Below are 21,217 nucleotides of genomic sequence, written 5' to 3'. Positions count from 1 at the left end.
CCCGCGCGAGTGCCAATAATGGCGTTAGCACTCTCGGCATGAGAGTGACAGAACAAGTGGCAGTACGGCGAGGGTCACATCGCGCGGACGACGTAGGTCCGCAGCCGGTGCGGCTCGTCCGTCGCGGGCGTCGTGCCGCCAACTCGATACGCAATGTGTGGGAGGAACCACCACATGGCCAAGACAATTGCCTTCGACGAGGAGGCCCGTCGCGGACTCGAGCGGGGTATGAACACCCTCGCCGACGCCGTCCGTGTCACCCTCGGCCCCAAGGGCCGCAACGTCGTCCTGGAGAAGAAGTGGGGCGCACCCACGATCACCAACGACGGCGTGTCCATCGCCAAGGAGATCGAGCTCGAGGACCCCTACGAGAAGATCGGCGCCGAGCTGGTCAAGGAGGTCGCCAAGAAGACCGACGACGTCGCGGGTGACGGCACTACCACCGCCACCGTGCTGGCCCAGGCCATGGTGCGCGAGGGTCTGCGCAACGTTGCCGCCGGCGCGAACCCGATGGCGCTCAAGCGCGGCATCGAAGCGGCTGTGTCCGCTGTGTCCGAGCAGCTGCTCAACCACGCCAAGGAGATCGAGACCAAGGAGCAGATCGCTGCCACCGCGTCCATCTCCGCCGCGGACCCGCAGATCGGTGAGCTCATCGCCGAGGCCATGGACAAGGTCGGCAAGGAAGGCGTCATCACCGTCGAGGAGAGCAACACCTTCGGCCTCGAGCTCGAGCTCACCGAGGGCATGCGCTTCGACAAGGGTTACATCTCCGGCTACTTCGTCACCGACACCGAGCGCATGGAGACCGTCCTCGACGACCCGTACATCCTCGTCGTCAACTCCAAGATCTCCTCGATCAAGGACCTCCTGCCGCTGCTGGAGAAGGTCATGCAGTCGGGCAAGCCGCTGATGATCATCGCCGAGGACGTCGAGGGCGAAGCACTCTCGACCCTGGTCGTCAACAAGATCCGCGGCACCTTCAAGTCCGTTGCCGTCAAGGCCCCGGGCTTCGGTGACCGTCGCAAGGCCATGCTCGGTGACATCGCCATCCTCACCGGTGGCCAGGTCATCTCCGAGGAGGTCGGCCTCAAGCTCGAGACCGCCGAACTCGACCTGCTCGGCCGCGCTCGCAAGGTCGTCGTCACCAAGGACGAGACGACCATCGTCGAGGGTGCCGGCGACGCCGACCAGATCGCCGGTCGCGTCAAGCAGATCCGCGCCGAGATCGAAAACAGCGACTCCGACTACGACCGCGAGAAGTTGCAGGAACGCCTGGCCAAGCTCGCCGGTGGCGTCGCCGTCATCAAGGCGGGTGCCGCGACCGAGGTCGAGCTCAAGGAGCGCAAGCACCGCATCGAGGACGCCGTCCGCAACGCGAAGGCTGCCGTCGAGGAGGGCATCGTCGCCGGTGGTGGCGTGGCGCTGATCCAGGCGTCCAAGGACGCTTTCGGTTCGCTGTCGCTCGAGGGTGACGAGGCCACCGGTGCGAACATCGTTCGCGTCGCGGCCGAGGCTCCGCTGAAGCAGATCGCCCTCAACGCCGGCCTCGAGCCGGGCGTCGTGGTCGAGAAGGTCCGCAACCTCACCCCGGGTGAGGGCCTCAACGCGGCCACCGGCGAGTACGTCGACATGGTGAAGGCCGGCATCATCGACCCGGCCAAGGTGACCCGTTCGGCGCTGCAGAACGCAGCCTCGATCGCGGCCCTGTTCCTCACCACCGAGGCCGTCATCGCCGACAAGCCCGAGAAGGCTGCGCCGGCGATGCCGGGTGGCGACGACATGGGCGGAATGGGCTTCTGACCCACGTCTGACCGACGCACGAAAGAAGGGGCGCAGCCACGAACGTGGTTGCGCCCCTTCTGTTACACATCGATTTCTGGTGCCGCCGGCGCTGCCGGACGCGATATGGAAAGCCGGAAACACTCCCGGATGGCACGTGCGTGTCTCGCAGGCGTGCCGTTCCCGGGCGCGGCAGCCTCCGACGAAGCGGACGCCGGCGGGTCAGCGCGGCATGAACGCAGCCTTCACGTCGGACTCGGTCGTGGAGTACGCCCTGCTGGCCGTGCCGAGCGTGCGTCCGATGTCGGCGAGCGAGTCCTTCATCTTGATCTGTGCGCGCTGCCACTCGCCGTGCAGCACGGCGTACTGCGTGGCCGCCGAACCCGTCCACGTGCCCTGAAGGGCCGTCAGCTTGCGGTCCATCAGGTTCATCGCCGTCTGGATCTGCCCGGCGATCGTGCCGACGTCCAATCCGTGCTGGGCCACGAGGTCGCTGTCGACCGCGTACTTGCTGGGGTGCATGGGATTCCTCCTGGCTCGGTCCACCCGACCGGTGGACGATGCGCAGGACGGTACGTCGAATCGCCCGAACGTGTTCGAGTTATCCCCACGGGATCAGTTCGACGCCTTGCCGAGCGCGACCGTGACCTTCTTACGGTCGCCGTCGCGGACGATCGTCAGCTCGACCTTGTCACCCACGGTCTTGGCGCGGACGTAGCCCACGAGCGCGTTCGAGGAGACGATCGGACGTCCGTCGGCGGCGATGATCGCGTCGCCGACCTTGATCCCCGCCTTGTCCGCGGCGGAGCCGGACACCACCTCGGCGATCTTCGCGGCACTCTCGGTCGCGTCGCCGACCTTCACCGAGCCGGTACTGGCCTTCACCCCGAGCTGGGCATGCTGGACCGAGCCCTTGCTGATCAGCTGCTGGGTGATGGAGTCGACGACGGAGACCGGGATCGCGAAGCCGATGCCGATGTTGCCCGACTGCGAACCGGCCGAGGAACTGCCGAGCGTCGCGATCGAGGAGTTGATGCCGATCAGCTGACCGCTCGCATTCACCAGTGCGCCACCGGAGTTGCCCGGGTTGATCGCGGCACTGGTCTGGATCGCGTTGGTGGTGCTCTCGCTCTCACCGTCGCTGCCGCCTGCCGTGACGGGCCGGTTGAGCGCGCTGACGATTCCGGTCGTGACCGTGCTGGACAGCCCGAGCGGGTTGCCGATCGCCATGACCGGCTGGCCGACGGCGAGCGTCGCGTCGTCACCGAGAGAGATGGGCTTGAGGTTCGACGGCGGCTTGCTCAGCTTGATGACGGCGAGGTCGGTGCTCGGGTCCTTGCCGACGACCTTCGCCTCGTAGGTCAGGTTGTCGGTGAAGGTGACGGTGATCTTGGGATCGCTGCCGCCGCCTGCGGACACGACGTGGTTGTTGGTGACGATGTGGCCCTTCGTGTCGAGCACGACCCCCGAGCCCTCGCCGCCGCTACCGCCGCCCTCGACCGTGATCGACACGACGCTGTCGGTGACCTTGGTGGCGGTTGACGACCAGTTCACTCCGCTCGCGTCCTTGTAGTCGGCGGGGTTGGCCTGCACGACCTTCGTCGTGGTGCTGGACGTGCCGGCGACGTCGTCGTCGGTCAACGCGTAGGTCGTGCCGCTGGCCAGGCCGGCAGCCAGCACGGCCGCGATCGGGACCGCGAGCCACGGAGCACCACGGCGACGGCGCGGTGCGGTCGCGGTCGATGCCTGCTGGTGCCCGTACGCGGGCATGCCGGGACCGCCGGCGGGGTTTGCCCAGGGGGAGCCGAAGGTGCCGGACGCCTGGGATGCGGGCTGCTGGTGCGGGGAGTTGCCGTACGGACGGTGCTGACCCGGCATCTGGAAGGAACGGGTGTCACCGGCGGAAGGGCGGACATCCTGCCGGTCCACGCGAGGCAGCGGGCCGGTGGTGTCGTCGTCCTGCTGCGCGGGTCGGGGTGCGTTGCGTCCTGCGTCGGAAGGGTGCTCGTCGTGCGACATGGTCGCTCCTTGCTCGTTCGGTGCTCGTTCGGTTGTTCGTCTTCATGCAGTCAACCGGCTGCTCTTGAGCAGTTGCTGGCCCGAGCCTGTGTGAAGCCTGTGCGTCCTGCCTGGCCCGGGGCCCGAGTCTGTCAGGCGCGTCGAGGGTTGAACGCCCTGCCCGCCACGCCGATTCCGGCAGGCCACATTGCACTGTCGTCACGGATCGCCACGGGATCGCCACGGAATCGACGTGCGGCGAATCATTAGCTAAACTATTGAACTGAGCTAACTACCTTGCCTGGAGGCGAAACCCACCGAATGACCCCGGATGAACGTCGGGCGATGTCCGACGAACTGCGCATGACCTGCATGAAGATCAGTCGACGCACCCGCTTCGAGAACGTCGAAAGCGTTGCGCCGCACCAGTTCTCGGTGCTCTGCAAACTGATGGACGCCCCGCTGCCGATCGGCGGTCTGGCTGAAGCCGAATGCGTGAGCCGACCCTCGATGACCCGCACGGTCGACGGTCTTGTCGAGGGCGGATACGTGGTCCGTGTCGCCGATGGCGGCGACAAGCGCCGTACGTGGGTGTACATCACCGATGCCGGGCGTGAGTCGGTGCTGCAGACCAAGCGGTCGCGCGACGTCTGGATGAACGAACGCATCGCCCAGCTCAGCGACGACGAGTGCGAACTGCTGGCGCAGGCCACTGCGATCCTCGCGCGGGTGGTCGCTCGATGAGCCCCACCTTCGCATCGCTCTCGATCTACAACTACCGCGTCTACGCCCTGGGTGCGATCGTCTCCAATGTCGGCACCTGGATGGGACGCGTCGCACAGGACTGGCTCGTCCTCACCGAACTCACCGATCACGACTCCACCGCGCTCGGCATCGTCACCGGCCTGCAGTTCGCACCCGTCGTGTTGCTCGCGCCGCTGGCCGGTTCGTTCGCCGACCGGTTCGACAAGCGCAAGCTGTTGGCGCTGTCGCAGACCTCCCTGGCGATCACTGCCGCGCTGCTCGCGGTGCTTGTGCTCACCGATGTCGCCCAGTTGTGGCACGTCTACGTGTTGGCCGGCCTGCAGGGAGTCGCGACCGCGCTGGACAACCCCACGCGTCAGGCGTTCGTCTCCGAGATGGTCCCGCCGGACAAACTCTCCAATGCCGTCGGACTCAACAGTGCCTCGTTCAATGGGGCCCGTCTCGTCGGTCCCGCGATCGCCGGTCTGCTGATCGCCGCGGTCGGCACCGGATTCACTCTGGTGATCAATGCCTTCAGCTTCATTGCCGTCCTCGGGGCGCTCGCGATGATGCACGGCGCCGAACTCACCCGGCCACCGCGCGGCAAGGGGCGCGGGGGAGTGCGCGAGGGCCTCGCCTACGTCAGGCAACGCAGCGACATCAAGCTGCTGCTGTTCGTGGTCTTCATGCTCGGCACCTTCGGCATGAACTTCCAGATCACCATCGCGCTGATGTCGACGTCGATCTTCGGTCGCGGCGCGAGCGAGTACGGACTGCTCAGTTCGGTCATGGCGATCGGGTCGTTGGCCGCGGCGCTCATGTCGGCGAGGCGTCCGAAGCCGCGGTTGCGGGTGCTGTTCACCGCGTTGATCGGTTTCACCGTCTTCTCCGCGGCGGCCGGTCTGGCACCCACGTTCTGGTTCTTCGGGCTGATGCTCATCCCGACCGGCCTGTGCGCGCTGACAGTCGTCACCACCGCCAATGCCGCTGTGCAGCTGTCCGTCTCACCGCAGATGCGCGGACGTGTGATGGCGCTCTACATGGCGATCTTCCTCGGCGGTACACCGCTGGGCGCACCGATGATCGGCTGGATCGGGGACGCCTGGGGACCGCGTTGGACCATCCTGGTCGGCAGCCTGGCGGTCGGCCTTGCCGCCGTTGCTGCCATCCTCTACGTCATGCGCACCGACCGGCTCACCGTCACTCTCGAGCGCCACCCCTGGCACCTGAACGTGGTCTCGGCCCGTCAGGCCGCCGCCGGGATCCACCCCGAGCAGGTGCGATGACCCCGCACAGTCGCCGCCTGCTGGTGGTCGGCGTCCTGCTCGGGATGCTGATCGTCGCAGGCATCGCCGCGCTCACCGGCTGACGTCAGTCCTGCGTCACCTGCTGAGCCCGCAGCGCGCGCTCGGCGTGGTCGATCTGCTCCAGGACGATGCGGCGCAGCGCCGCGGGTGAACCCGGGTTGTCGTCGTACCAACTCCTGATCGCTCCCAGTGCGGCGCGACCCTCGTCGTCCGCGTCCACGTCCGGGAACAGGCCGATCACCAAGCGCTGCGCCATCGACTGCACACGGTCTCCCCACACGGAGTCGAGCAACTCGACGTACGGCTGCGCGTACTTCGTCCCCGGATCACTGATTCCCCAACCGGTGAGCAGCGCTCGCTGCGCGTCGTTCGTGAGTTCGTCCTCGACCAGGCGTCGCCAGGTCTCGTCCTGGGCCTGCGGCGCAGCGGCCAGGGCGGTCAGCGAACTGGTGCGACCGATGAGCGTGTTGTCCTGCTCGAGCAAGTGCTGCACCTCGGCCTCGTCCCAGGCGCCCTGCCGGACGAGCGACGCGGCGAGTTTCCAGCGCAGTTCGTCGGTCAGCGTCAGACCGTCCGGCACCTTCCCGTCGGCGAGCGCGGCCGCATCGCCGGCTAGCGTGTCGGTCTGCGACGCGAATTCCGCGAGCAGATCGGCCCAGGTGCGCTGCAGATCCGACTCGGGTTCGGCGCCGGCGATAGCCACGCGTGCCACACCGCCCAACGCGTCCCACGCTGCTGTCCGGGTGCCGGCCGGCAGGAAATGGCCGACCGCGGTCTGCACCTGACCGGCGACGATGCGCAGGATCATCGCGTTGGACTCGGCGGGGGCCTGCGTGCAGAAGGTGTCGACGAAGCGGGACGCGGGGATGCGGGCGTCACGAGTGAGGTTCCACAATGCGGTCCAGACGGCGCCGCGGTCGAGATCGTCGGTGATGGACGACAGGTGCGTGCTCGCAACGTGCTGCGACTGCTCGTCGAGGCGGCCGATGCCGTAGGTCAGGTCGCCGGCGTTGACCAGTACCAGGTCGGCTCGGTTGCCGACGGCTTCGGGCACCTCCACCGATTCGCCCGTCAACGTGACCGGGGCGAGGAAGGTGCGCTCCAGCCCGGCCTCGCCCAGCGCGTATCCGGCGACCTGCAGTTGGTGCGGTCGGACGACCTCATCGCCGGTGATCCGGTCGGTGCACCGTTGCCGGACGACGAGTTCGGTCACGGCGCCGCCGTGACCGCGCGACGTGTCGGCGGTGAGTTCGGACGGGGACGTGGTGCGCAGCCAGGCGTCCGCCCAGCGCCACAGGTCGTGCTCGGTGTGCGGTTGCAGGGCGGTCAGCAGATCGTTGAAGGTCGCCGAACCGAATGCGTGCGCGGCGAAGTAGTCACGTGCGCCGGCGAAGAAGGACTCCGGTCCGATGATCGCCTGCAGTTGGCGCAGGACGGCTGCGCCCTTGGAGTAGGTGATGCCGTCGAAGTTCTGGGCCGCGGCCTCGAGATCCTCGATCCGGGCGATGACCGGGTGGGTGCTGGGCAACTGGTCGTAGGTGTACGCCCAGAGCTTGCGTCCGCTGGCGAACTGTAACCACGCCTGGTCGAACCGGGTCGCCTCCTGAGTGACCTGGTAGCCCATCAGGTCGGCGAACGATTCCTTCAGCCACAGGTCGTCCCACCACTTCGGGGTGACCAGGTCGCCGAACCACATGTGCGCCATCTCGTGCAGGATCACTGCGGCACGGGAGGTGCGCTGCATGGTGGTGGCGCCGCCACGGAAGAGATAGTCCTCGGTGAAGGTCACCAGGCCGGGGTTCTCCATCGCGCCGATGTTGTACTCCGGCACGAACACTTGGTCGTACTTACACCCCACGAAGTTCTCCGCTCGTCCCTCGCTGCGATCCTTCGCGGGGGCCGCGTAAGAAGAACCGCCCCAGGGGTAAGGGAATCCGTACGCGCGGTCGTAGAAGTCGAGCCCCGCCTTGGTGGTGTAGAAGATCTCGTCGGACTCCAGGTGCTCCAGCATTCCCCGCCGGCACATCGCGGTGAGTTCGATCGTCTGCGAACTGCCGTCGGCGCGCTTGACGCTCCAGGTGTCCTGGACCACGGCGTACGGCCCCGCGATGAGGGCCACGATGTAGCTCGACAGCGGCGGAGTCGGCGCGAACGTGTGGGTCGTGCACTCGCCCGCGGGCTCGGACGACACCTCCGGCTGGTTCGAACGCACCAGCCACTGCGACGGCGCGGTCACCACGAAGGTGAACTGGCCCTTGAGGTCGGGCTGCTCGAAGCAGGCGAACATGCGGCGCGCATCGGTCGGCTCGCAGTGGGTGTAGAGGTAGGTGTTGCCGTCCTCGGGATCGGTGAATCGGTGCAGCCCCTCACCGGTGCGACTGTACTTGCAGAGGGCGTCGACGACGACTGTGTTCTCGCCGATCTCCAAGTCGTGCAGGAGGATTCGCGCGCCGTCGTAGTCCTCCAGGTGCACCTGCCGACCGTTGACCGTGACCGAATCGATGACGTCGGTGACCAGGTCGATCCAGGTTGAGGTGCCGGTGGAGTCGAACACCACGGTCGAACGCGAGCGGTAGGTCTCCGCGTCCGTCGCAGCCTCGGAGAGGTCGAGTTCGACGCGGTAGGTGCGCACCTTCAGCTGGTCGCCCCGTGCGTCACATTCTTGGCGGGTGAGGTTCAGATCACTGGTCACGGAACCCGAGTCAAACATGTTGCGGCGCCGGCTGCGTCATCAGGCCGAGTGAACGACTCAGCCCAGCACGAAGTCAATGCACCTGGTCAGCGCGGAGACGTCGTCGGGTTCGACGGCGGGGTACATGCCGATACGCAACTGGTTGCGGCCGAGCTTTCGGTACGGCTCGGTGTCGACGATCCCGTTGGCGCGCAACGTCTTCGCGAGTGCCGCCGCGTCGACGGACTCGTCGAAGTCGATCGTGCCGACGACCTGGGAACGGTGCTTCGGATCGGTGATGAACGGCGACGCGTACGAGGACGCGTCCGCCCAGGAGTACAAACGCGAGCTGCTGTCGAAAGTACGGCTCGCACATCCCGCGAGCCCACCGTGCGCGAGCATCCAGGCCAACTGCTCGTCGAGCATGATCAACGTCGCCAGGGCCGGAGTGTTGAGCGTCTGGTGTTTGCGCGAGTTCTCGATCGCGAGTTGCAGGTTGAGGGAGTCGGGGATCCACCGGTCGCCCCGCGCGGTGATCTCGGCGGCGCGTTCGAGCGCAGCCGGCGACATCAGCGCGAGCCAGAGTCCACCGTCCGAGGCGAAGGACTTCTGCGGAGCGAAGTAGTAGACGTCGCAGGCGGATACGTCGAGTTCGAGGCCGCCCGCGGCCGAGGTGCCGTCGACGACGGTCAGTGCGTCGGCGTCCACCCGCTCGACCTCGATCATCGCGCCGGTCGACGTCTCGTTGTGCGCGGTCGCGTACAGGTCGACGCCGTCGACCGGGGACAGGTCGGCCACGCCGCCGGGCTCCACCGAACGCACGTCGGGGTCGGCGAGGAACGGAGCCTTCGTGGTGACGGTCGCGAACTTCGAGCTGAACTCACCGAACACCGCGTGCTGCGACCGCTCGCGCACCAGGCTGCAGGCGGCGACGTCCCAGAAGGTGGTCGAGCCACCCAACCCGAGCACGACCTCATACCCGTCGGGGAGGTCGTAGAGCGAGGCGAGACGTTCCTGGACGCGGGCCACGAGCTCCAGCACCGGCGCCTGGCGGTGGCTGGTGCCCATCACCGACCGTGCCTGTGCGGCAAGTGAATCGAGCTGCTCAGGGCGTACCTTGCTGGGCCCGCTGCCGAAGCGCCCGTCGGTGGGCAGGAGTTCGCTGGGGATCTTCACCACATCGGTCACGCTGCACAGTCTGGCAGCGCGTAGCTTTGGGCCATGGAACCGATCGCCCGATGGGACTACGCCGGCGAAGGCCTCGACGAACAACAGATTCCCGCTGCGCCGTGGGAGTTGGTCCGCGGCTGGGTCGAGCAGGCCCGCGCCCGAAGCCAGCAGGAACCCGACCTTCGCGAGCCCGACCAGATCTCGATCGCCACCGTCGACGCCGATGGCGGGCCGAGCGTCCGCACCGTGCTGATGCGCTACCTCGAGCCTGCCGGACCCGGTTTCTACACCAACCTCGACTCACGCAAAGCCGTTGCCCTGCAGGAGAATCCGAAGATCGCCGGCACGCTGACGTGGGCACCCATGTTCCGTGCCATCCGCTTCGAGGGCACCGCACGAATGCTCGACCGCGACACCGTCCGCACGTACTTCGAGTCCCGTCCATGGGGCAGTCGGATCGGTGCCTGGGCGTCGGCGCAGTCGCAGCCGATCCACGACCGCACGGTGCTGGAGGATCGCGTCCGCGAACTCGAACTCAAGTTCCCCGACACCGGTCACGCCGACGACGTCCCGCTGCCCGACAACTGGGGCGGGTACGTCATCGACTGTCACGCTGTGGAGTTCTGGGCCGGACGCTCCTCGCGGCTGCACGACCGATTGGTCTACCTGCGCGAGGGTGACGGCGATCTCGCGGAAGACTGCTGGCGCGTCGAGCGTCGCCAGCCCTGAACCGGCCCCGAAGGCCGACAGGAAAAAACCCGTTGATCGAGGGCGATCACCGACCTACGCTCGGAGGTACACGAGAAAGGAGGTGGTCCGACTCATGATTTCTTATCGGACGCGTGAGGTGGTTGCGCGCTAGCGCACCCTTCGGTCTGCCGTAGTGGCAGACCGTGGACGTGCGGGAGCGAATCCATCGCCGCCGCCGCAGCCCGTGGGAGCGTGCATCGTCCAGCACGCACCGGCCATCAGGCCGGAACCCATGGGCTGTTCCATGCCCGGGTGACGATCAGCCGGCCATCATCCCGAAACCGATGAGCAGCGCGGCCAGGTTGGTGAACAGCACCGGGCGGCTGGCGGTCGTGCGGAGGTCGACCAGCGGGTCGTGGTGCCGCAATTCGTATGCGTCCCAAGCCAGTAGGACGAGCTTGCCTATGACCGGGCACGAACACGGGTGGCCCAAATCGAACGACGAGCACTCGTGAACGGCGCGCACATGACCTGCGGATGGCCCGCGGAGGAGCTTCGGATGACTTGCGCCGAACATGGAAGCGGCCGGCACGCCAAGGGGTGCGCACCGGCCGCGATGTCCAACGAGGGACATCCAAGACAGAAGAACCAAGGGGTAGTTCTTTGTCCGACGACATTTCTACCCCATCTGGGGTCGGTTTCAAATAAAGATGACGAAACCTTTCGCCGAGCGGTCCGGTCAGGCCATGGCGCCCGGTCAGTTTCGGGACCAACGGCCCTTGCGTCGGTGGTAGGTGGCAGGCTGGGCACCGTGAGTGACCTGATCGATACCACCGAGATGTACCTGCGCACGATCTTCGACCTCGAGGAAGAAGGCATCGTGCCGCTGCGGGCCCGTATCGCCGAGCGTCTCGGGCACTCCGGTCCCACCGTCTCCCAGACGGTCGCCCGCATGGAACGGGACGGTCTGCTCACGCTCGCCGGTGACCGGCACCTCGAACTCACGCCGCAGGGGCGGCTGCTCGCGACCCGCGTCATGCGCAAGCACCGCATCGCCGAGCGACTGTTGGTCGACGTCCTCGGGATGGAACTCGAGTACGTCCACGACGAGGCGTGCCGGTGGGAGCACGTGATGAGCGACCGCGTCGAACTGAAGATTCTGGAGCTGCTTCAGGAGAAGGAGCTCTCGCCGTTCGGCAACCCGATCCCGGGTCTGGAGGAGCTCGGGCAGACGGCCACCGCGACGAAGTTCCGCGACGGCGTCGTGCCGCTCACCTCGGCCGTCACAGACACCGAGGCCGACCACGTCGTGCGTCGCATCGGCGAACCGGCACAGGCCGACCACGACACCCTCGCCGTGTTGACCAGCGGGGGAGTCGTTCCGGGCGCTCGCGTCAGTTCACGCCGCGACGGCGACCGCGTCCTGGTGCAGGCGGTCGGCGCGGATGCGATCTCGCTGCCGCTCGATGTGGCCAGTCACGTGTTCGTCGACGCCTGACGAACGGCCGCGACCCGTGGCTCGGATCACGAAGGCGAGGCTGACCTGCGCCCAGGTTCGTAGGCCTGCACAATGGTCCGAGTGACTGCACCCCACTCCGGCTCCGCCGCCGGCAAGAAGGCCGGCTTCGGTCTCGTCGTCTCGGCCCTCGGTGTCGCCTTCGGCGACATCGGCACCAGCCCGCTGTATGCGATGCAAACGGTGTTCAACATCGACCACGGCGACGTGAAGGCGACGATCCCGCACGTCCTGGGCATCATCTCGCTGATCTTCTGGTCGATCACCGGCATCGTCAGCGTGAAGTACATCGTGTTCATCCTGCGCGCCGACAACGACGGTGAGGGCGGCATCATGGCGCTCTCGCACCTGACCCGGCGCAGCGTGAAGCCGGGCGGCAGGAGATTCCGGACGATCGTCGTCCTGGGCGTGATCGGGGCGGCGCTCTTCTACGGCGACAGCATCATCACGCCGGCGATCTCGGTGCTGTCCTCGGTCGAGGGCCTGGAGGTCGCGGCACCGGAGGTCCACGATTGGATCCTTCCGCTGGCGGTGGTGATCATCGTCTTGCTCTTCGCCGTCCAGCGTTTCGGATCGGAGAAGATCGGACGCGCGTTCGGCCCGGTGATGGTCATCTGGTTCCTCACGCTCGCCCTGCTCGGGATCCCGCACATCGCCGCCCAGCCGAGCGTCCTGAAGGGTCTGTCCCCGACGTACGCGCTCGACTTCCTGGTCGGCGAACCCTTCGTCGCGTTTGTCGCGATGGGCGCCGTCGTGCTGGCCGTGACCGGAGCGGAATCGCTCTACGCCGACATGGGGCATTTCGGGCGTCCGCCCTTGTCGCGCGCGTGGTTCTTCATGGTGATGCCGTGCCTGCTGATCAACTACCTCGGTCAGGCCGCCATGATCATCGAGGACCCGACGAAGATCGACAGCCCGTTCTTCCATCTCGCGCCGACCTGGGCCACCCTGCCGCTGGTCGCGCTCGCGACCCTGGCAACCGTGATCGCATCCCAGGCGGTCATCTCCGGTGCCTATTCGATGTCACGTCAGGCCGAGCGCCTCGGTTACCTGCCGCGCCTGACCGTGCGGCAGACGTCCGAGCACGAGGGCGGTCAGATCTACGTCCCCGCCATCAACTGGATGTTGTTCGGTGGCGTGATCGTGCTCATGCTGATGTTCCGGTCGTCCGAGCGCCTCGCTGCCGCCTACGGCGTCGCGGTGACGAGCATGTTCATCATTACGACCCTGATGTTCCTGGTGCTGGCTCGCGCTCGGTGGAAGTGGCCGACGTGGCGAATCGCCTTGGTGCTCATACTTTTCGCCCCGCTGGAGATCATCTTCGTCTCTGCCAACCTCACCAAGGTGACGCACGGTGGCTGGCTGCCGCTGCTCGTCGCAGCCTGTGTGGCGACCGTGATGTTCACGTGGCGCCGAGGGCAGACCATCATCACCGAACGGCGCGCCAAGCTTGAGGGCCCGCTGCTGCCGTTCCTGGACGACCTGCACGCCGATCCATTGATGCGGGTGCCCGGCACCGCAGTCTTCATGCACCCCAACAAGGAGACCGCACCGTTGGCGCTGCGTGAGAACGCGAGCTTCAACCACGTGATCCACGAGAACGTCCTCATCGTCACGACCGTCTCGGCCAACATCCCGCATGTGCCCCTCGACGAACGGGTAACGATCGACGACCTCGGCGACCCGTTCGACCACATCACCCACCTCACGGTGCGCTTCGGCTTCATGGACGACCAGGACGTGCCGGCCGCGTTGGAGACCGCTCGTGACATGGGCGTCGACTTCGACGCCGACGAGGTCTACTACTTCCTGTCCCGGATCAGCGTGCAGATGTCGCAGGACAGTTCGATGCCCAAGTGGCGCAAGCGTGTCGTCATCGGCCTCGCACACAATGCGGCCACTCCGGTGCAGTACTTCCGGCTACCCGAGGAGCGCACGGTGATCATGGGCGCGAACGTCGCGCTCTGAGCCGCACTGAGGCGCACTGAGGCGGCGATGCGCTGCCCGGATCAGCGTGTGGGCATCGGGTAGGACTTGTGGCTCACGATCCGCTTGCTGCTGAACGCACCGGCCGGCTGGTCGGGTGAGGTGTCGAACCGACCGGTCATGTCGACGATGAAGTCGCAGGAGGCGTACCGGTTGTACACCGAGTAGCGCAGCCGGGTGTTGTCGTCGTTGCGCGGTGTCACGACCACAGTCCCGTTGGCGCGCTCGCGGTTCGGCGCGACGTTCGTAGTGCTGCTGTCCGTGGGTGCCGTGCCGGACCACATCGTCAGGTGCGTGCCGGTGGTGGCTCTCGTGCCGATGAGGTTGCCGACGAAGGCCTGGGTACGAGTGTTCACCAGGTGGCCGGGGACCAGCAGGTTCGTTGTGCTGTTGGTGCCGCGCGCAGCCTTGGTCGTGCCGAGGCCGAACCGGGAGTCGACCAGGCGCGTGGGGGTCACCGGCACGAAGACGGAGCCCACGCCGTCCGCAGCGGTCGTGTAGAAGCCGGCGATGTCGACGACGACATCGACGGACCCCGCGCCGATCGCGGTGATGCCGAAGGAGTAGCGGGAGTTGCCCAGTGCGTCGACGCCTCGGTAGGTGACCGGCACGTTCGTGGTGTTGGGCGAGACTTCGTTGCGGGCGTACTGCAGGGTGGACGTCGCCGGGCGGGTACCCGTGCCGCTCCACGTCGTCAGATATCCGCTGGAGGTCGACCCGGCGACCGCCGTGATGTTGGCGACGACCGCCTTGAGTCGCGACCCGGCGCTGTCGTAGAAGCCGAACTCCTCCACGCGGGTACTGCCGGAGCTCAACGCTCCCTTGTTGTAGCGGGTGTCGTCGAGACGGTAGGGATCCTGCGGGCTCAGCAGCGTCCCACCGGTCTGCGTGGAGCCCGTCCCGGCGTACCAGCCCACGACATCGACCAGCAGATCGGCGCCGCCTGCACCGGCGCGCACGATGATCGTGCCGTCAGCACCTACGGGCACGGTCGCGGTGACGGACCCGGTCCACCCGGCGCGGAAGTTGAGTGTCGACGTCGCAGGCAGCGAGGTGCCGGACGGGAATGCGGTGAACCACCCTCTCGAATGTGCCTTCACAGCAGTCAGGTTGACCACGATCGCGCGGACTCCGGTCGCGGGAATACCCGCGACGCCCGCTGCACGAACGGTCACCGATTCACCCGTGTCGACCGAACCGATCGGAGCACCCTGTCCGATGCGCGTGTCGACGAGCCGAGTCGGGGCGGCCGGCAGGTAGTTGCCTGCAGCAGTGCGCGTCACGGCGGTCGGCAGCGCAACGGAAGCCGAAGCGGGGCCGGCGTGGACGGCGCCGAGGCCGGACACGAGCAGGGTGGTGGTCGCGGCCATGGCGCGCTTCATCGGGATGCCTTCCGGGCGAGGGAGTCTCGCCGTCAGAGTACCCAGCCCGAACCCCTCAGCCGCGCATGCTGAGCCACGGCCGGTGCATGTGCAACCGCCGTCCGGTCACCTCGTTCGGGTCGATCGCGACAACATTGAACTTCGGGGTGTTGATCCAGGGACGCAGGCGGACCCGTTCTGCGACGTATGCGGAGTCTGCCTCCAAGACGTGTGCGCGCCCGCGCACGATCACGCTGATGGCTTCGTCTCCCAGAAGTTGGTCGACCTCGAACGCCACGTCGTCGTTCATCGTGATGCCGAACAGCTTGCTTCCCTCCGCGGTGCGGAAGATCAACCGGTTGTCGTCGTCGACCGCGTAGTTGACGGGAACGATGTGCACTTCACCGAGCAGGTGGTAGGCCAGGCGCCCGAGTTCCTGGCTGCGCAGGAACTCGTAGCACTCGAGATCGCTGAGTTCGGTCGGTCGGAACGTGTCGTCGGTCATCGTGGTTCGCCTCTCTCGCTGATTACTACTCATGGTAGTACTAGTCGCGGGCGATGGCACGGGGTAAGTTTCCGACGTGCTGAAGCAAACGCAGGTCGGGCGTCGTCGAGTTCTCCTCGGGGCGATGGGTGTGGCCGCGGCCCCCATGCTGAGCTTGGCGATCGCGCCGCCCGCGAGCGCTGTCACGAAGACGCGCTTGGATTCGACGATCGGTTCCTATGTACGCGCTCGCGGGGGACGGTCGGAATCTCGTTGTGGGACAACCGGACCGGGGTGCACTACACCTACAACTCGTTCTCCAACGAGACGCTCAGCACGGTCAAGATCCTCATCCTGTGCACGGTTCTGCGGGTGTCCCGCGAGCAGGGGCGTCCGTTGACCTCCTCCCAGCGCACCCTCATCGGACGGATGATGGGCTCGAGCGACAATGCCGCGACCGACACCTTGCTGGCGCAGGTGGGCGTCTCGAACGTCCAGCGGGTGACCCGGCTCCTCGGTCTGACGTACACGACGATCCGGGGTGGCGGCGCTGCCGGCAGTTCCACCTGGTGGGGCTATTCGACGACCGTGCCGTGGGACTTCCTGAAGCTGGAGACCTACCTGGTCAACGGGACGCCGGTGCTCACCCCTGCCGAGCGCACCTACGTCCGCTCCTGGATGTCGAACGTGACCTCCAGTCAGATCTGGGGCGTGGTCAACCCCTCCTTCGCCTCCATGGTGAACGCCGAGGTCAAGAACGGCTGGGGGCCGCGGACGGGGGGCTACCGGCTCAACTCGGTCGGCCGGATCAAGGGGTACGGCCGCGACTATCAGATGGCGATGTTGTCGCGCTCGCCGAACGGGTTCTACTACGGGCGCGACACGCTCAACGGGGTCAGCTCGATCGTCTTCCGCGAACTGGCCACGCCGCTGACCTGATCGCCCGTAGTTCCGATGCACTCGTGCTCGCGCCCTAGGAGCACAATGGATCTCGGGACGTGTTGCACCGTCCCGAGTGTGAAGAGGTGAGCAGTCATGGGGTCCCTCGAGAAGTTCGAGGCGTCGGTGGCCGATCGGGTCGCCCGACCGCCGGGCGCGTTCTGGCTCGCCACCGAGATTCCGCGCGTCGCCCTCGGTGTGCACCTGATGGCGTCGGCGGTGCCGCTGCTTGCCACCACGGCCTCCGGAGACGGCCACCCGGTCCTCGTCCTGCCCGGGTTGGGCGCGAACGACCTGTCCACCCTCGCCTTGCGCAACTTCCTGCGGTTGCGCGGCTGGCGCCCGTACGGCTGGCACCTGGGCCGTAATGTCGGTCCCACGGCCGCCGTTCGTGCCGAGCTTCCGGTCGCGATCCAGCGCATCGCTCGCCGCAACCGCGCCAAGGTCTCGGTGATCGGGTGGAGCCTGGGCGGTATCTACGCTCGCGAACTGGCTCACCAGCACCCCGAGTGCATCCGTCAGGTCATTACGCTCGCTTCGCCCTACCGGCTGCAGCACCCGCGCCAATCCCGCGCCGAATCCATGTTCACCCGGTTCGCTCATCTGCACGCACAGGATGCCGAGCAACCCACCGCGACCGGTCGAAGCGCGTACCCGCTGTCGGTGCCCTCCACGTCGTTCTGTTCCAAGGAAGACGGCATCGTGGCGTGGCAGCACTGTCTCGAGCCTGCGACCGAACATTCCGAGAGCGTTCGCGTGCGCTCGAGTCACCTGTCGATCGGCTTCGATCCGCACATGTTCTACGCGATCGCCGACCGTCTCGCCCAACCGGAGGACGACTGGCGTCCCTTCGTGCCGCCGGGTGCCCTGCGTTGCTTCTTCCCCGAGTCCGACAACCCACACGGAGATGCCGATGTCGCCTGAGAGCCCGTTCACCGCACCGCTGGCCGAGCGTGGAGCCGAGTACCGCACGGTCGATCTCGACGGTGAGGTTCACTACCTCGACTTCGGTGGCGACGGCACGCCGTTCGTGCTGGTCCATGGACTCGGCGGACATTCGTTGAACTACATGCTGATCGGACCTCTGCTGCGCGACGCGGGGTACCACGTCTACGCGCCGGATCTCGGCGGATTCGGTCTGACCCGTGCCGCGGATCGCTCGCCGACCGTGCGCAGCAACGCCAAATTGGTGCGGCAGTTCATCGAGACTGTCGTCGGGGAGCCCGCCCTCGTCGCCGGCAACTCGATGGGTGGGCTCATCTGCGCGATGGTCGCGTCCGCGCACCCCGACCTGGTGCGCGGCGTGGTGCTGCTCAACCCGGCGATGCCCGCCCCGCGCCGTCATCCCGGACGCCAGATCTCCTCTCTGCGAACGCTTTTCACTCCGGCCGCCGTCGGTATGTACAGCCGCGCACGTAAGCGTCCGATCACGCCGGAGGCGGAGGTCGACAATGCGATGCGGATCTGTTTCGCCGACTACGGCTCGCGGGACAACGACATGTTCGACGTGCATGTCGACATGGCCAAGGCTCGCCGCCAGTTCCCGGACGCGATGCAGGCACTCGGAATCGCCGCCCGGTCGATGTTCCAGGAAACCATCTCGCACGGTGCCGTGCTCGGCCGTTACCGGGCGATCAGGGTGCCCGTCCTGCTGATCCACGGCGTGCAGGACCGGTTGGTGCCGGTCGAGGCGGCGCGGTGGGCCAAGCGGGCCATCCCTCGCTGGATGTACGAGGAGTGGGAGGCCACCGGTCACGTGCCGATGATCGAGCACCCCGATCGCACCGCGAAAACCATTGTCGGATGGGTGGATTCGCATATCCGACCCGCCGCATGAAGCAACTCTCCGCCCTCGACGCGGCGTTCCTCGGGCTCGAGAACTCCACCATGACGGGCAACATCAGCAGCATCATGTTGCTGGATCCGTCCGGTCTCGACGATGAGTTCGACCTGGCACACATCACCCAGTTCGTCGCCGAGCGCCTCGACCGGGTCATCTTCTTCCGCAAGCGCCTGGCCGAGGTGCCGTTCGGCCTCGACCGGTCCTACTGGGTCGACGACGACCACTTCGACCTGAGTTACCACGTGCGAGAGAGTGCGCTGCCGCGTCCGGGCACGGTCGAGCAACTCATGGAGTTGGCGACGCGCATCCACGAGCGACCGCTCGACACCAGCCGTCCACTGTGGGAGTTGTACCTGGTGACCGGACTTGCCGATGGGCGCGTCGCGTTGATCACCAAAACGCACCACGTGGTGATCGACGGGGTGTCCGGCATGGAGGTGCTCAGTGCGCTCGTCGACCTGGAGCCACTACAGCTGACCGGGAAACCGTTCAAGTTCGTTCCGGAGCCGGCGCCGTCCTCGGTGGGTCTGCTGGCCCGCTCGGCGATCGGGATGTTGCAGCGTCCGGGCGATGCATGGACGGTCGTGACCGGCCTGGCGAAGTGGACCCCGGCGATGCTCTCGCTCAGCGCACTCAAGCCGCGTAATCCGTTGCGGCAAAAGGACGCCGATCCGGAGATCGTCACCGACTCCCTGCCGGTCCGACCACCGGTCACCACCTTCAACGGACGTATTTCGCGCCGTCGGCGGCTCGGCGTGATCGACCTGCCGTTGCACGACATCAAGACGGTCAAGAACGCGTTCGGCACGTCTGTGAACGACGTGGTGATGGCGGTGATGGCGGGCGCCGTCCGGCGATGGTTGCTGCAGGACGGGGGAGTCACCGGGACGCCGCTCGTGGCGATGGTGCCGGTGGCGGTCCGCTCGGCGGATCGGTCCGAGCAGGGCAACTTCGTCACCGCGATGCTGGCCACGCTGCCCACTCACCTCGAGGACCCGAAGGACCGCCTGCGGCGCAGTTCGAAGTTCACGAAGTCGGCACGCAAGAAGGGTGGAGCGGTGCCACCGACGGTGCTGACGTCGGCGATGCAGTTCGCGCCGCCGGTGATCTTCGGCCGTGCTGCTCGCGCGATGTGGGAGACCGGCATCTTCCGCACCATCAGGCCGTTCAACCTCATCATCTCCAACGTGCCCGGTGGCAGCCGGCAGGCATACGTCGCGGGCGCGGAACTGCAGGCGATGTACCCGCTGTCGGTGTTGGCCGACGGGATCGGGCTCAACATCACCCTGCTGGGCTACCGCGATCTGCTGCATGTGGGCATCACCACCGATCCGGAACTGGTGCCTGACCCGCAGCAGATCTGCGAGTGGGCGGTCGAGGAACTGGCGCTGTTGGTGCAGGAGGCCGAACGGCCCGCCTCACAGACTGATTGACCGGTCTCAGGCTGCTCGTCGTGCGGCCAAGGCGACCGCTGCGCTCGCCACGGCTGCGATCCACAGCCCGGCCATGACCTGTTGGGTGTGCCAGCGTGAGGCGAGCGCGGCGATGATCATCGGCAGGAAGAAGCCGAGATAGGTGAGGCAGTAGAAGACCGCGTTGGTCATCGCCAGGTGAGTCGCGTCGGCGGCGTGCTCGACGCGGGTGAGCCCGCCGACGAGGTTGAGTCCGTATCCGCACCCCAGCACCGCTCCGGCGGCAACTGCTAGCAGCGGATTCGGTTGCCACGCAACGAGAGCCACCATCGGGATGCCGACCAGCACGGCCACCATGCCGAGCAGGCTGACCACGCCCGGACGCTGCGCCTCCAGGTCACGGGCGGGCTGCTGCACCAGCACGCCGATGCCGAGCGTCACACCCGACATGGCGCCGCTGAAGGCGATCGACCAGCCGCTGATGTGCTGACCGACGAGGGCGGGGATGGTGACGATGCCCAGCGACGGGCAGGCGAACACCCACGGCGCCATCGGCGCGATGCGTCCCCAGAAATGCGTCGACAGGGCCGCGTGCGACGGGCGAGTCGCAGGGACGTCCGGCTCGCCGATCGCGACGAGATGGTCGGGGGCATGCTGGGAGCGCATCGGAGCGTTCCACACGACCGCCGCGGCAACAGCCGTCAGGGCGATGTGGACGAGGTACGGGACGACCTTGGGGCCGGCAACCCATTCGGCGAGCACCCCGGCCGCCACGGGGCCGAGGCAGAACCCGCCCGACAACGACATCGCGGCCCGACGGGCGCCCGTCCCTGCAGGTGCATCGCTGGACAGTTCCTTGACCCAGGTCGAGCCCGGCGCCATGGCGGCACCGGTTGCCATGCCGTACAGCACACGTCCGATGAACAGCAGGACGGAGTTCGATTCACCGATCGCCAGCACAGCCGAGGCGAGAGCACTGAACACCATGACCGGTCGGAGCACCGCACGGTGGCCGAAGCGTCCGGCCAGTGCAGCCGAACCCAGCAGGGCCGGGACCAGGCCGAGAACGTATGCCGCGAACATCGCGTTGACGAAGGTGGGGGTGAGTCCGTTCTCCGCGCGGTAGACCAGCAGCAGCGGGGAGAACTCGTTGGCCCCCCATCCGACGACGAACAGCGCGAACGCGACGCGCATCCATGGCTTCACCGGCACAGCCTGGCAGGCATGAATCCGGCGAGCATCACTGCAGGTGCGGACATCCGTCGTGCCCCCTCCCACCGCACCGACCGATCGGTGGGCTTGTGGACCGGTGCTCGC

General features: G+C 67.0%; 18 protein-coding genes. 10 read left to right on the top strand and 8 right to left on the bottom strand.

All coding sequences use genetic code 11. The features are described from left to right. The first annotated feature begins 174 nt into the window (after positions 1 to 174). Positions 175 to 1,800 carry a chaperonin GroEL gene (gene groL / locus MF407_RS11840; protein WP_239702397.1) on the top strand — a complete coding sequence of 542 codons (1,626 nt, stop codon included), beginning with the start codon at positions 175 to 177 and terminating at the stop codon, positions 1,798 to 1,800. A 201-nt stretch (positions 1,801 to 2,001) separates the two neighbouring features. On the opposite strand, the gene MF407_RS11835 is transcribed toward groL, so the two are convergent. Both MF407_RS11835 and MF407_RS11830 read right to left on the bottom strand, forming a co-directional pair. Continuing rightward, complete coding sequence (locus MF407_RS11835; protein WP_129625286.1) at positions 2,002 to 2,301, bottom strand: WXG100 family type VII secretion target; 300 nt, start codon at positions 2,299 to 2,301, stop codon at positions 2,002 to 2,004. Between the two features lie 93 nt (positions 2,302 to 2,394). Further along, positions 2,395 to 3,798: a trypsin-like peptidase domain-containing protein gene (locus MF407_RS11830; protein WP_239702396.1), complete on the bottom strand. Its 1,404-nt coding sequence runs from the start codon at positions 3,796 to 3,798 to the stop codon at positions 2,395 to 2,397. A gap of 324 nt (positions 3,799 to 4,122) precedes the next feature. Between MF407_RS11830 and MF407_RS11825 the strand changes: the two genes are divergently transcribed. Both MF407_RS11825 and MF407_RS11820 read left to right on the top strand, forming a co-directional pair. Then, on the top strand, positions 4,123 to 4,521 hold the full coding sequence (locus MF407_RS11825) for a MarR family transcriptional regulator (protein WP_211345131.1): 399 nt from the start codon (positions 4,123 to 4,125) through the stop codon (positions 4,519 to 4,521). After that, positions 4,518 to 5,807, top strand: coding sequence for an MFS transporter (locus tag MF407_RS11820; RefSeq protein ID WP_129625287.1), 1,290 nt, complete (start codon positions 4,518 to 4,520; stop codon positions 5,805 to 5,807). Before MF407_RS11825 ends, MF407_RS11820 begins: the two co-directional genes overlap by 4 nt. 85 nt (positions 5,808 to 5,892) lie before the next feature. Here MF407_RS11820 and MF407_RS11815 read toward each other — a convergent pair whose 3' ends face one another. Both MF407_RS11815 and serC read right to left on the bottom strand, forming a co-directional pair. Then, on the bottom strand, positions 5,893 to 8,520 hold the full coding sequence (locus tag MF407_RS11815; protein WP_239702395.1) for a M1 family aminopeptidase: 2,628 nt from the start codon (positions 8,518 to 8,520) through the stop codon (positions 5,893 to 5,895). Positions 8,521 to 8,577: 57 nt separating this feature from the next. Then, positions 8,578 to 9,687, bottom strand: a complete 1,110-nt coding sequence (gene serC / locus MF407_RS11810) for a phosphoserine transaminase (RefSeq protein ID WP_239702394.1) — start codon at positions 9,685 to 9,687, stop codon at positions 8,578 to 8,580. 33 nt (positions 9,688 to 9,720) lie between these two features. Here serC and pdxH point away from each other — a divergent pair, with 33 nt between their 5' ends. Continuing rightward, positions 9,721 to 10,398, top strand: a complete 678-nt coding sequence (pdxH, locus tag MF407_RS11805) for a pyridoxamine 5'-phosphate oxidase (RefSeq protein WP_239702393.1) — start codon at positions 9,721 to 9,723, stop codon at positions 10,396 to 10,398. A gap of 280 nt (positions 10,399 to 10,678) precedes the next feature. Here pdxH and MF407_RS11800 read toward each other — a convergent pair whose 3' ends face one another. Continuing rightward, positions 10,679 to 10,885 (bottom strand): hypothetical protein, encoded by a 207-nt coding sequence (locus tag MF407_RS11800; protein ID WP_239702392.1) that lies wholly within the window; start codon positions 10,883 to 10,885, stop codon positions 10,679 to 10,681. A 285-nt stretch (positions 10,886 to 11,170) separates the two neighbouring features. On the opposite strand from MF407_RS11800, the gene MF407_RS11795 reads away from it, so the two are divergent. Together MF407_RS11795 and MF407_RS11790 are read left to right on the top strand one after the other, a co-directional pair. Next, positions 11,171 to 11,857, top strand: coding sequence for a metal-dependent transcriptional regulator (locus MF407_RS11795; RefSeq protein WP_239702391.1), 687 nt, complete (start codon positions 11,171 to 11,173; stop codon positions 11,855 to 11,857). Between the two features lie 81 nt (positions 11,858 to 11,938). Continuing rightward, complete coding sequence (locus MF407_RS11790) at positions 11,939 to 13,843, top strand: potassium transporter Kup (RefSeq protein ID WP_239702390.1); 1,905 nt, start codon at positions 11,939 to 11,941, stop codon at positions 13,841 to 13,843. Positions 13,844 to 13,884: 41 nt separating this feature from the next. On the opposite strand, the gene MF407_RS11785 is transcribed toward MF407_RS11790, so the two are convergent. Both MF407_RS11785 and MF407_RS11780 read right to left on the bottom strand, forming a co-directional pair. Beyond that, on the bottom strand, positions 13,885 to 15,243 hold the full coding sequence (locus MF407_RS11785) for a hypothetical protein (protein ID WP_239702389.1): 1,359 nt from the start codon (positions 15,241 to 15,243) through the stop codon (positions 13,885 to 13,887). Between the two features lie 55 nt (positions 15,244 to 15,298). Further along, the gene (locus MF407_RS11780; protein ID WP_239702388.1) at positions 15,299 to 15,727 is read right to left on the bottom strand and encodes a pyridoxamine 5'-phosphate oxidase family protein; all 429 of its coding nucleotides are present in this window, start codon (positions 15,725 to 15,727) and stop codon (positions 15,299 to 15,301) included. A 252-nt stretch (positions 15,728 to 15,979) separates the two neighbouring features. On the opposite strand from MF407_RS11780, the gene MF407_RS11775 reads away from it, so the two are divergent. From MF407_RS11775 to MF407_RS11760, 4 genes are all read left to right on the top strand, one after another. Then, positions 15,980 to 16,645 carry a serine hydrolase gene (locus tag MF407_RS11775; RefSeq protein WP_239702387.1) on the top strand — a complete coding sequence of 222 codons (666 nt, stop codon included), beginning with the start codon at positions 15,980 to 15,982 and terminating at the stop codon, positions 16,643 to 16,645. Between the two features lie 96 nt (positions 16,646 to 16,741). Then, on the top strand, positions 16,742 to 17,569 hold the full coding sequence (locus MF407_RS11770; RefSeq protein WP_239702386.1) for a hypothetical protein: 828 nt from the start codon (positions 16,742 to 16,744) through the stop codon (positions 17,567 to 17,569). Next, on the top strand, positions 17,559 to 18,482 hold the full coding sequence (locus tag MF407_RS11765) for an alpha/beta hydrolase (RefSeq protein WP_239702385.1): 924 nt from the start codon (positions 17,559 to 17,561) through the stop codon (positions 18,480 to 18,482). The genes MF407_RS11770 and MF407_RS11765 overlap by 11 nt, the downstream gene beginning before the upstream one ends. Next, positions 18,479 to 19,921 carry a wax ester/triacylglycerol synthase family O-acyltransferase gene (locus tag MF407_RS11760; protein ID WP_239702384.1) on the top strand — a complete coding sequence of 481 codons (1,443 nt, stop codon included), beginning with the start codon at positions 18,479 to 18,481 and terminating at the stop codon, positions 19,919 to 19,921. Before MF407_RS11765 ends, MF407_RS11760 begins: the two co-directional genes overlap by 4 nt. 6 nt (positions 19,922 to 19,927) lie before the next feature. Here MF407_RS11760 and MF407_RS11755 read toward each other — a convergent pair whose 3' ends face one another. Continuing rightward, positions 19,928 to 21,106 carry an MFS transporter gene (locus MF407_RS11755; RefSeq protein WP_170221706.1) on the bottom strand — a complete coding sequence of 393 codons (1,179 nt, stop codon included), beginning with the start codon at positions 21,104 to 21,106 and terminating at the stop codon, positions 19,928 to 19,930. Positions 21,107 to 21,217 lie beyond the last annotated feature (111 nt).

Origin of the sequence: Yimella sp. NH-Cas1, assembly GCF_022359705.1 — a bacterium.
GTDB lineage: Bacteria > Actinomycetota > Actinomycetes > Actinomycetales > Dermatophilaceae > Yimella > Yimella lutea.
This window is presented reverse-complemented; position numbering and strand designations above follow the sequence as displayed.

What these genes read in the sequence shown, in the direction of transcription:
- MF407_RS11770 (WP_239702386.1), top strand. Translation starts at nt 16,742, where the DNA reads ATGGGGTCCCTCGAGAAGTTCGAGGCGTCGGTGGCCGATCGGGTCGCC.
- MF407_RS11825 (WP_211345131.1), top strand. Translation starts at nt 4,123, where the DNA reads ATGTCCGACGAACTGCGCATGACCTGCATGAAGATCAGTCGACGCACC.
- MF407_RS11765 (WP_239702385.1), top strand. Translation starts at nt 17,559, where the DNA reads ATGTCGCCTGAGAGCCCGTTCACCGCACCGCTGGCCGAGCGTGGAGCC.
- groL (WP_239702397.1), top strand. Translation starts at nt 175, where the DNA reads ATGGCCAAGACAATTGCCTTCGACGAGGAGGCCCGTCGCGGACTCGAG.
- MF407_RS11760 (WP_239702384.1), top strand. Translation starts at nt 18,479, where the DNA reads ATGAAGCAACTCTCCGCCCTCGACGCGGCGTTCCTCGGGCTCGAGAAC.
- MF407_RS11785 (WP_239702389.1), bottom strand. Translation starts at nt 15,243, where the DNA reads ATGAAGCGCGCCATGGCCGCGACCACCACCCTGCTCGTGTCCGGCCTC.
- MF407_RS11780 (WP_239702388.1), bottom strand. Translation starts at nt 15,727, where the DNA reads ATGACCGACGACACGTTCCGACCGACCGAACTCAGCGATCTCGAGTGC.
- MF407_RS11820 (WP_129625287.1), top strand. Translation starts at nt 4,518, where the DNA reads ATGAGCCCCACCTTCGCATCGCTCTCGATCTACAACTACCGCGTCTAC.
- pdxH (WP_239702393.1), top strand. Translation starts at nt 9,721, where the DNA reads ATGGAACCGATCGCCCGATGGGACTACGCCGGCGAAGGCCTCGACGAA.
- MF407_RS11835 (WP_129625286.1), bottom strand. Translation starts at nt 2,301, where the DNA reads ATGCACCCCAGCAAGTACGCGGTCGACAGCGACCTCGTGGCCCAGCAC.
- MF407_RS11830 (WP_239702396.1), bottom strand. Translation starts at nt 3,798, where the DNA reads ATGTCGCACGACGAGCACCCTTCCGACGCAGGACGCAACGCACCCCGA.